Annotated in this window: 10 protein-coding genes; 3 read left to right on the plus strand and 7 right to left on the minus strand. The window is 59.1% G+C overall.

From position 1 onward, the window contains the following. A partial coding sequence (locus tag AC2FNB_RS19695; RefSeq protein ID WP_496748505.1) for an FAD-dependent oxidoreductase occupies positions 1-353 on the minus strand: 353 nt, incomplete at its 3' end. A gap of 348 nt (positions 354-701) precedes the next feature. Between AC2FNB_RS19695 and AC2FNB_RS19700 the strand changes: the two genes are divergently transcribed. Further along, on the plus strand, positions 702-1,769 hold the full coding sequence (locus tag AC2FNB_RS19700) for an aromatic ring-hydroxylating dioxygenase subunit alpha (protein ID WP_496748506.1): 1,068 nt from the start codon (positions 702-704) through the stop codon (positions 1,767-1,769). Between the two features lie 95 nt (positions 1,770-1,864). Beyond that, entirely contained in the window at positions 1,865-2,443 is a 579-nt protein-coding gene (locus AC2FNB_RS19705) for a helix-turn-helix domain-containing protein (protein ID WP_480751873.1), read from the plus strand. Positions 2,444-2,470: 27 nt separating this feature from the next. Here the strand turns inward: AC2FNB_RS19705 and AC2FNB_RS19710 are convergent, their stop codons facing one another. Genes AC2FNB_RS19710 through AC2FNB_RS19725 form a run of 4 tightly spaced genes read right to left on the minus strand, consistent with a single transcriptional unit; the run spans position 2,471 to position 5,929 of the window. Continuing rightward, the gene (locus tag AC2FNB_RS19710; RefSeq protein WP_480751871.1) at positions 2,471-3,226 is read right to left on the minus strand and encodes an amino acid ABC transporter ATP-binding protein; all 756 of its coding nucleotides are present in this window, start codon (positions 3,224-3,226) and stop codon (positions 2,471-2,473) included. A 9-nt stretch (positions 3,227-3,235) separates the two neighbouring features. After that, on the minus strand, positions 3,236-4,141 hold the full coding sequence (locus AC2FNB_RS19715; RefSeq protein ID WP_496748507.1) for an amino acid ABC transporter permease: 906 nt from the start codon (positions 4,139-4,141) through the stop codon (positions 3,236-3,238). Between the two features lie 49 nt (positions 4,142-4,190). Next, positions 4,191-5,033: a transporter substrate-binding domain-containing protein gene (locus AC2FNB_RS19720; RefSeq protein ID WP_480751867.1), complete on the minus strand. Its 843-nt coding sequence runs from the start codon at positions 5,031-5,033 to the stop codon at positions 4,191-4,193. Between the two features lie 44 nt (positions 5,034-5,077). Beyond that, positions 5,078-5,929: an amino acid ABC transporter permease gene (locus AC2FNB_RS19725; RefSeq protein WP_480751865.1), complete on the minus strand. Its 852-nt coding sequence runs from the start codon at positions 5,927-5,929 to the stop codon at positions 5,078-5,080. Positions 5,930-6,082: 153 nt separating this feature from the next. Between AC2FNB_RS19725 and AC2FNB_RS19730 the strand changes: the two genes are divergently transcribed. Beyond that, positions 6,083-6,976, plus strand: coding sequence for a LysR substrate-binding domain-containing protein (locus AC2FNB_RS19730; RefSeq protein WP_496748508.1), 894 nt, complete (start codon positions 6,083-6,085; stop codon positions 6,974-6,976). Here the strand turns inward: AC2FNB_RS19730 and AC2FNB_RS19735 are convergent. Beyond that, a complete protein-coding gene (locus AC2FNB_RS19735; protein ID WP_496748509.1) occupies positions 6,960-7,535 on the minus strand; it encodes a thiamine pyrophosphate-dependent enzyme in 576 nt (191 codons plus the stop codon). The two genes, AC2FNB_RS19730 and AC2FNB_RS19735, sit on opposite strands and share 17 nt — an antisense overlap. After that, positions 7,532-7,941 (minus strand): decarboxylase (locus tag AC2FNB_RS19740; RefSeq protein WP_496748510.1); only part of this gene is annotated, 410 nt, incomplete at its 5' end. The genes AC2FNB_RS19740 and AC2FNB_RS19735, both read right to left, overlap by 4 nt.

Consider the following 7,941-nt stretch of genomic DNA (forward strand, 5'->3'; position numbering starts at 1 on the left):
ATGGTGCGCTTGGAGTGCATCATGTTGAAATTCAACTCTTTTGTGAGCCCTTCGTACATCTCTACCGACTTGACATAGAAGGGAATCGATGCGTCTCGCATGTAGTTTGAGCGGATCGTGACCGTGTTGCGGGCAATGTTGCCGCCGCCCAGCCAGTCTCGTTCCAGAACGGCTACGTTGGTGATTCCGTACTCCTTGGCGAGGTAGTAAGCGGTGGCCAAACCATGGCCGCCGGCGCCTATGATTATGATATCATAGGAAGATTTCAGCGGCGGAGAGCGCCAGGCGCGGTGCCAGTTTCGGTGGCCGGTCATCGCGTTTCTGGCGAGAGAGAAGATCGAATACTTTTGCATGATAATAAGAATATTTACCTTGACTAATATTTCGTCAAGAAGTTTTTACTTGAGATCAAGCCAATGTAATATCAGCAATGCGTTGCTTTTATTGGATCTTTTTGATTGAGTACTTGCACCACGGCTCGAGAGGACGGACAATTTGGCCGAGAGCAATTCAGAGGAGGCGTCCTTCCTCGGCCTGGATGGTGCCGGACCGGTTTCTTTCGGAATTGTCCGAAATGTACATGTTCATCACCCCCGATTGTTCGAATTGTACTTTTGTCTGCCTGTCCTAAATTTTCTCTTTGCGAAAAATTTTGACTTTCAGTAAATTCGCCACAAGCGTGCCAAGCCATGGAGACCATCATGCAAAATGACCTGATCGGCAGTGAACAATTCATTCGCAACAGCTGGTACGTCGCCGGGCGCAGCGCGGATTTCGGACGCACGCTGACGGCGGCAAAGCTGCTGGGCGACGCCGTCGTGATCTTTCGCGGCGAACAGGGCGAACCAATCGCACTGGAGGATGCCTGCCCACACCGGAAACTGCCACTGTCACGCGGGCGGATCGAGGGCAGCGCGGTGGTTTGTGGCTATCACGGGCTGACCTTCGATTGCACGGGCGCCTGCGTCGCCGCCCCGACACAGGAGGATTCCATCCCCAAACGCGCCACGGTCCGGTCCTACCCTGTCGAGGACCGGTGGGGGTTCCTGTGGATCTGGATGGGCGATGCCGACAAGGCCGACCCCGACACCATCATCGACATCCCCAATTTCGACAATCCGCAATGGGGACGCACTCCGCTGGGCGCGATGTCGATGGCCTGCAACTATCTCTACATCACCGACAACCTGCTTGATCCCAGCCATGTCGCCTGGGTGCACGTGACCTCGTTTGCCGGGGCGGGTACCGACAACCGGCCGCTGGAGATGGAAGAAAGCGAAGACCATGTCACGATCTTCCGCTGGATTTCGAACGAGCCGCCCGCGCCCTATTACAAGCCCCTGCTTGGATTTGGCCCCAACTGCGACCGCAAGCAGCACTATGAATGCCGCTTGCCGTCCATCGCGATCAACAAGTCGATCTATGCCCCCGCCGGAACCGGTGGCCAGGACAAGACTCTGCCGCCCGAGACCTTCATGAACATCTCCTACAATTTCATCACGCCGGTGGATGAGGAGAACTCGCTCTATTTCTGGTTCCAGCACCGCAACCAGCACGCCGGCGACGAAAGCATCGACAAGCACATGTTCGAAGGCGCCATCATGGCCTTTACCGAAGACAAGGAGGTGCTGGAGGAAGTTCAGACCGGCATGGCAAATCGCAAGACGCCCTATCTCAACCTTGGGCTTGACGCGGGCGCCATGCGCTTTCGCCAAAAAATCGCCCGCCGCGCCAAGGAAGAACAATCCGCGCCTGTCGCCGCAAAATGACATGGCTTGCCGCTGGCGAACCGAGCCTTCTTGATACGGGGCCGGGCCAACCTTAGATTGGGCGGGCTGAAACGCGAACAGAAGCAGAGGCGGCGGTGGCGTCAGGATCTGAGATAGACGTGGAAATCGGGCGCACGCTGAACCGGCTGCGAACCGAAAGATCGCTGACCGTTACCCAACTGGCCGCCAAGGCGAACCTGTCCACCGCGATGATCTCGCGGATCGAAAACGGTCATGTCTCGCCCTCGCTCTCTTCGATGCATGCCTTGGCTGACGCCTTGTCGGTATCGCTGATGGCCCTGTTTTCCCACAGCAACAGCGCGGCGGATGTCCATCATGTGAAGGCCGGGCAAGGCCTGCCCTCGCGCCGCCTGACGCCCGATCACGCCCATGACTATCTGATGCTGGGCAAGCATAGCGGGCCAAGCGGTATTTTTCAGGCCTCGCGCATACGGATATTGCGGGAGAATTCGGGCACATTGCCCAGCTACCAGCATGAGGGTTATGTCTTTATCTACATGATCGAGGGCGAGGCGACTTATGGCTGCGGCGAGGAACAGTTCGAAATGTCGGCGGGAGATACGTTGAGTTTCGACGCCAAGCTGCCACACGGGTTCAAGAAAATCCGCTCGCCTGCGATCGAGTTCATCACCACCTCGACCCGACCGGCCTGATCAGCGACACCGGCGGGACTGAAAAGGCTAGTGACCCAGAAGCTGGCTGAGGAACAGTTGCGCGCGGTCGCTTTGAGGATTGCCGAAGAACGCCTCGGGCTCGGCCACTTCGATGATCTCGCCCTCGTCCATGAACACAACCCGGTCGGCCACCTTGCGGGCAAAGCCCATCTCATGGGTCACGACGACCATGGTCATTCCCTCTTCGGCCAGTTCGATCATGACGTCGAGCACCCCTGCGATCATCTCGGGGTCCAGCGCCGAGGTCGGTTCGTCGAACAGCATCACCTTGGGTTTCATGCACAGCGATCTGGCGATGGCGACCCGCTGTTGCTGACCGCCTGACAGCTGCGCGGGATATTTATCGGCCTGCGCCGCGATATGGACCCGGTCAAGATAGTGCATGGCCAGTTCGGTTGCTTCCTTGCGGGACATGCCGCGATTTCGGACCGGCCCGAGGGTCAGGTTGTCGACGATGGTCATGTGCGGGAACAGGTTGAAGCTTTGGAACACCATGCCGACCTCGCGCCGGATGTGTTCGATGCTTTTCATGTCGGGCGTCACCTCGACGCCATCAACGTGAATCGTTCCCTTCTGGTGCGCCTCAAGCTGGTTGATGCAGCGGATCATGGTTGATTTGCCCGATCCGGACGGGCCGCAAACCACGACTTTTTCGCCCTCGTGCACGGTCAGGTTGATGTCGAAGAGCGCGTTGAAATCGCCATACCATTTGCACATGCCGGTGATTTCGACCAGCGGTTTGCCGGGTGAGGATTGCAGCATCGGGTACTCCTATCGGCGACTGCGGGCGGCGCGGCGTTCAAGCCAGGCGAACAGAACCGCGAAACTGTAGCACAGGACGAAATACATGCCGCCCACCAGTATCCATGTCTCGAAGACCTTGGTGGTGGTCGCGGCGACTTCGGTGGCGAGAAAGGTCAGCTCCTGGATCGAGATGAGCGATACGATGGCGCTGTCCTTGATCAGGGTGATGAACTGCCCGGCCAGAGGCGGCAGGATCTTGCGGATCGCCTGTGGCAGGATCACGTCGCGCAGGACGTTGGTGCGCGACAGGCCGATGGCGCGGGCGGCCTCCCACTGGCCCTTGGGTACGGACTGGATGCCGGCGCGCACGATCTCGGTCACGTAGGCGCCTTCGAACATCGCCAGACACAGGAGGCCGGCAAGGAAGTTGGACAACAGGCGCGGGTCGCCGAACAGGAAGCGAAAGACGGGGTTGTCGACCATGCCGCCATCGGGATTGATGTCTTCCAGCCCCAGCGCGGGGAAGAGCTGACTGGAGATGAAGAAGAAGAAGATGAAGATGAACACCACCGGCGGGATGTTCCGGATCAGTTCGACATAGCAGCGGCTGATGATCCGCAGGGTGAGGTTCTCGCTGGTGCGCCAATAGCCCATCACGATGCCGATCACGGTGGCCAGAACGGTGGCCCAGACGGCAAGGCGCAGCGTGGTGAACAGCCCGGTCAGCAGCAGGTTTCCGACCCAGCGGCCGGTATCGGCGTCAAAGCGGACCAGAAACCCCAGGACCCGCGACCAGTCCCAGTTATAGACGAGAACGTCATTCACCCGGTAGCCAGCATAGGCCACAAGACCAAGCACCAGCGCAAACAGCGCGTAGTCGACCGGCGTCAGGCGTTTGCGGGGCGGGGCCGGAGGCGGCGCGTTTCGGTCCATCATGCTATCCCGAAGGGCCGGAGGCGCGGGGCGCCTCCGGGGAGTGGCGTTACTGGCTTTCGGCGACCATGTCTTTCCAGGCCGACTGATCCTTGAACCAGTAGTCATGGGTTTCCTTCAGCCAGCCGTTGGAGGTGTTCACCACGATCCAGTTCGAGAAGAAGTTCAGCGCGTCGCTGTCGCCCTTGCGAAGGGCAAAGGCCTCGTCACCCTTGCTCAGGTTCTCGCCGTCATTGGCGACGAATACCTTGTCGGGATGCGCTTCGGACCAGAAGAGCGGCTTGGGCGCGGAGGAGATCATCGCATGGGCGTTGCCGTTCACGACTTCCTGGAAGGCCTGGGCATCGTCGTCAAAACGGCGCAGGTTGGCCTTGGGAAACTGCTTCTGCGCCAGGTTGCAGGGGGTGGCGCCACGGCGGCAGGCAATGGTCACCGAAGTGTCGTTGTAATCCTCAAGCGTGGTGAAGCCGCCCGCGAGTTCCTTGTTCGCGGCCATCTGCTGGCCGGAATGCGCGTAGGGCGTGGTGAAATTGACCGTCAGGTTGCGCTGCGGCGTGATCGACATGCCGCCGATGATGATATCGAACTTCTTGGCGATCAGGGCGGGGATGATACCGCTCCATGCCGTGGGAACAAACTCGACCTCGACGCCCATGTCTTCGGCCACTTTCTTGGCGACGTCGATCTCGAACCCGATCAGGTTGCCTTCCTTGTCGCGCATGGCCCAGGGCACGAATGTGGCCATGCCGACCTTGAGCTTGCCGCGCTTCTGAATCTCGATCAGGACACTTTCCTGTTCTTCCGCCGCGACCGACGTGGACGAGACGCCAAAGCTGGTTGCGGCAATTGCTGCCGCTGCGAGCAGGCCTTTGACTGGTTTCATGAATTTCATTGGTGTTACCTCCGATGTTGCATTTGGCATCCTGTTTTCAGGATTTATCGTTTGTCCTTGTTGAGAGATCGCTCGAACAGGCTTACGCCGATCGACAAAGTCAGGGTCACTGCCAGATAGATGCCTGCGACGATGAACCAGACCTCGAACGCCATGAATGTGTCGGCGATCAGGTTCAGGCCCGCCGTGGTCAGTTCCGCAACCGCGATGACGCTGACGATGGCCGAATGCTTGATCAGTGAAATGATCAGGCCCGTGAGTGGCGGCAGGATCAGCGGCAGCGATTGCGGAATGATGATGAAACGGTATTTGTCGACGATGTTCAGCCCGATTGCGTCGGCGCCTTCGTACTGGCCCTTGTCGACCCCCAGGATACCGCCCCGAATGATTTCGGCGGCAAAGGACCCTTCGAAGAAGGCCAGACACAGTACTCCGGCCCAAAACCGGTCAATGCCGAAGATCGGGGCCAGCACGAAGTAAAACAGAAACAGTTGAACCAGAAGCGGCGTGTTACGGATTGCTTCGAGATAGGTGGTGGCAATGACCCGGCCCGAGATCGAATCCGACAGGCGTGCAAAGGCGGTGACAAAACCGATCAGGACCGCGAATACCCCGGCGATTGAGGCCAGTTTGAGGGTTTGGATCAGGCCGCGAACCAGCGGACCCCAGATGAGTTCACCATCGACGACGCGATAGAAGAATGGCTGTACCCGGTACCATTGCCAGTTGTAGTCCATCGCGTCGGCGCCCCGCCAGATCAGGAAACCGACAACGGCGAACACCAGAACCGCCTGCCCGATCTGCCACAGAGTGCGAGTGAGTTCGGCCATGTTCAGTTCGGTCTTTTCGCGTCGCCGTCTGTCGCGGGGCGTTGCCGCCCATACGCGTCCCGCCATAGCTTCTCCTCGCCTTGCGGCATAAAACATGCCTCTGAAGTATCAATTTCAATCCATAGCTCTGTCAACATATTTCGGGCAATGGTTTGCAAAAATGCTATGCATTGATAAATCAATTGTGTCAGCGCCGGATATTGAGGAAGTAGATATACCATGAAGATCACGTTCAGACAGGTAGATGCTTTTCGAACCGTCGTGTCCACCGGCACCGTAACCGAAGCGGCATCGATGCTGAGGATTTCCCAGCCCGCGGTCAGCCGATTGATTTCGGACCTGGAAGCCGAGGTCGGGTTTGCCTTGTTCCAACGGTCGGGCCGGGTTCTGGTACCGACCGAAGAAGCCCGCCTGCTGGTTGACGAAGTGCGTCAGGCCGTCAGTGGAATGGAGCACATAAAAGAGGCGGCAACCGCAATCGGCAAGTTTGGTCATGCAAGGTTAAGCCTGGCCGTCACGCCGGGCGTGTCGTCACAGCTTGCCCCGGATTTGATCAGTAAATTCGCCAGAGCGCGCCCTGAGGCGATGGCCCGGATGGAAATCGCATCAAGTGATGACGCGGTCGAATGGATGGTGTCCCAGAATTATGATTTCGGCATCACCACGATGGAACCCGCCAATCCGTCATTTGAAAGCATGGTGATCAAGGACAATGACGTGTACTGCGTACTGCCCAAGAACCACCGGCTTGCCGACAAGACCATCGTTCAGGCCCGCGATCTGGCTGGCGAAAGCTTTATCTCGTACATGCCGTCCTCACGTTTCCGGTTCGAGATCGACCAGTTTTTCGAAGCCAAGGGGATTGAGCGCAGGATGCAGTACGAGACCCGGACGACCGACGTGATCTGTCGTCTGGTTGCCCGGGGGATGGGCGTTTCGGTTGTCGGATCAAGCGGCGAGTATCTGAAGAGCTTTACAGATTGCGTGGCGCTGCCTTTTGCGGCGCCACTCAATTTCCGGGCCGTACTGTTCTGGTCGAAGAACAAGCCGGTTTCCGCCGTTGGCGAAACCTTTCTGGATGTTGCCCGCGCGAGCCTTACGGACGCCGGTTGAGCGCCCGCCGGAAGGTATCGCGCGCGCCGGCACTGTGGATATAGTCGTAGTCGCGCGGATAGGGATCGCCCGCGACAATATCCAGCGCGACAAATTGCGGGCCGGATTGGGCCAGTATGCCGGGCAGCGCGCTGTCCAACCGATCCAGGGTATCGATCTGACATGATCCGGCATAGCCCGCGGCACGCGCCATTGCGTGAAAATCGACCTTGTCAGCGCCGGGCAAGGGGTGTGCGCCGTTGACCTCGTAGACCCGGTTCACCGACAGGAAGTGATACAGGTTGCCGACCCCGGCATTGGCGATGGTCACCAGAGACCCGAGATTCATCAACAGGCTACCGTCACCATCGAGCACGATCACCCGGCGGTCGGGATTGGCCAGCGCCAGACCCAGCCCGTGCGAAGACGCCTGCCCCATCGCGCCCACGGCCACATAGTTCAGGTCGCGCGGGTTGAGCGCCAGCCAGTCGAAACAAGTCTGGTAGACGGCGACAACGATATCATCGTCGCGCACATGCGGGATCAGGGCTTTCAATGCGTGATCGCGGCGCAGGGTCATGATACCTCCGGGGGACGGCCAATCAGGAAGATATGCGGGCGCGACGCGGCATAAGCGGCGTCGATCGCCAGAGGGATATGGTCGATATCCTCGGGGTTTTCGATCAGCGAATGCGACAGGTTCATCGCGTCCAGCACCGGGCGGATGATCCGGACCCCGAAAGAGCCCGAGAGGTCGGGAGGCAGGTGCGGCTCTTTTCCCTGCAGCCCCACCATCATCACGACGGGCAGTTCGTAATCGACGCCGATGGCCCGGATGGCGTTCAGGGAATCCATCAGCCCGGTCTGTTGCATCATCAGCAGGGCGCGGGTGCCGTTATAGGACATGGCGCCACAGATGCTGACGCCCTCGTCCTCCTTGCAGATGCGGGTGAGGCGGAAATCGGGGTCGCGCGAGATCGGCCAGA

This window comes from Ruegeria sp. BHSB058 (assembly GCF_059613285.1).

Coding starts and splice junctions, on each gene's coding strand:
- AC2FNB_RS19700 (WP_496748506.1), top strand. CDS start 702: ATGCAAAATGACCTGATCGGCAGTGAACAATTCATTCGCAACAGCTGG.
- AC2FNB_RS19710 (WP_480751871.1), bottom strand. CDS start 3,226: ATGCTGCAATCCTCACCCGGCAAACCGCTGGTCGAAATCACCGGCATG.
- AC2FNB_RS19715 (WP_496748507.1), bottom strand. CDS start 4,141: ATGGACCGAAACGCGCCGCCTCCGGCCCCGCCCCGCAAACGCCTGACG.
- AC2FNB_RS19720 (WP_480751867.1), bottom strand. CDS start 5,033: ATGAAATTCATGAAACCAGTCAAAGGCCTGCTCGCAGCGGCAGCAATT.
- AC2FNB_RS19725 (WP_480751865.1), bottom strand. CDS start 5,929: ATGGCGGGACGCGTATGGGCGGCAACGCCCCGCGACAGACGGCGACGC.
- AC2FNB_RS19730 (WP_496748508.1), top strand. CDS start 6,083: ATGAAGATCACGTTCAGACAGGTAGATGCTTTTCGAACCGTCGTGTCC.
- AC2FNB_RS19735 (WP_496748509.1), bottom strand. CDS start 7,535: ATGACCCTGCGCCGCGATCACGCATTGAAAGCCCTGATCCCGCATGTG.